The organism is Streptomyces sp. NPDC020362, assembly GCF_040642095.1.
Taxonomy (GTDB): Bacteria; Actinomycetota; Actinomycetes; order Streptomycetales; family Streptomycetaceae; genus Streptomyces.
Genome location: NZ_JBFAET010000469.1, coordinates 1 through 1,616 on the forward strand (window position 1 = coordinate 1; position 1,616 = coordinate 1,616).

General features: G+C 69.4%; 1 protein-coding gene. It reads left to right on the forward strand.

The window, feature by feature from the left end; genetic code table 11:
* The coding region (locus tag AB0H32_RS48285) for a type I polyketide synthase (protein WP_361136099.1) at positions 1-1,616 on the forward strand (1,616 nt) is incomplete at both ends.

Genomic DNA, 1,616 nt, shown 5'->3' on the forward strand with positions numbered 1-1,616 from the left:
CCGGTCATTTGATGACGGGTAATGCGACGAGTGTGTTGTCGGGGCGGTTGTCGTACACGTTCGGGTTGGAGGGTCCGGCGGTGACGATGGACACGGCGTGTTCGTCGTCGTTGGTGGCGTTGCATCTGGCGTGTCAGGCGGTGCGGGCGGGTGAGTGTTCGCTGGCGTTGGCGGGTGGTGTGACGTTGATGGCGACGCCGGACGGGTTTGTGGCGTTCTCTCAGGCTCGTGGGCTTGCGGTGGATGGGCGGTCGAAGGCGTTTGCTGCGTCGGCGGACGGGATGGGCATGGCGGAGGGTGTCGGCATGCTCGTGGTGGAGCGGTTGTCGGATGCGCGGCGTCTTGGTCATCGGGTGCTGGCGGTGGTGCGGGGCAGTGCGGTGAATCAGGACGGTGCGTCGAATGGTCTGACGGCGCCGAATGGTCCGTCGCAGCAGCGGGTGATTCGTGCTGCGTTGGCGAGTGCGGGGTTGTCGGGTGTGGATGTGGATGTGGTGGAGGCGCATGGTACGGGGACGGCGTTGGGTGATCCGATCGAGGCGCAGGCGTTGCTGGCGACGTATGGGCAGGGGCGGTCGGAGGAGTCTGCGGTGTGGTTGGGGTCGGTGAAGTCGAACATCGGTCATACGCAGGCGGCTGCTGGTGTGGCGGGTGTGATGAAGGTGGTGCTGGCGCTGCAGCATGGTGAGTTGCCGCGGACGTTGCATGTGGATGAGCCGTCGCCGCATATCGACTGGTCTGCGGGGCGGGTGCGGTTGCTGACGGAGTCGGTGGCGTGGCCTGCGAACGGGCGGGTGCGGCGTGCGGGTGTGTCCTCGTTCGGGATCAGCGGAACCAACGCACACGTGATCCTGGAGGAGGCGCCGGCCGCTGAGATCGGCGCGTCCGGGCAGGACGATGCCGACCGCACGACCGGTGACGCGAGCGTGGTTTCGGTGGTGTCGGGTCCGGGTGTGTGGGTGGTGTCGGGCCGGTCGGCGAGCGGTTTGTCGGGGCAGGCGGGGCGTTTGCGGGAGTGGGTCGTGGCGCGGCCGGAGCTGGAACCGGCGGATGTTGCCTGGTCGTTGGCGGTGACGCGGTCGTTGTTCGAGCACCGGGCGGTTGTGGTCGGTGGTGGCCGTGGCGAGCTGGTGTCCGGTCTGGAGAGCCTGGCCGCGGGTGTGTCCTCGGGCTCGGTGGTCTGCGGTGTGGCCCGGCCGGGGGCGCGGGTGGTGTTCGCCTTCGCGGGTCAGGGTTCGCAGTGGCTGGGCATGGGCCGTGAACTGGCCGAAGTCAGCGCGGTGTTCGCGGCGCGGCTGGCCGAGTGCGAGAAGGCACTCGACCCGTATGTGGACTGGTCCCTGACGGACGTGCTCACTGGTGCGGGGGGCGCGCCTGCGCTGGAGGCTGCGGATGTCGTCCAGCCTGCGCTGTGGGCGGTGATGGTGTCCCTGGCCGCGGTGTGGGAGGCCGCGGGCGTGATCCCGGACGCGGTCGTCGGCCACTCGCAGGGCGAGATCGCGGCGGCGACGGTGGCCGGGATGCTGTCCCTGGAGGACGGTGCGCGTGTCGTGGCCCTTCGCTCGCGGTCGTTGAAGGTCCTGGCCGGTGCGGGCGGGATGATGTCGGTGAGCCAG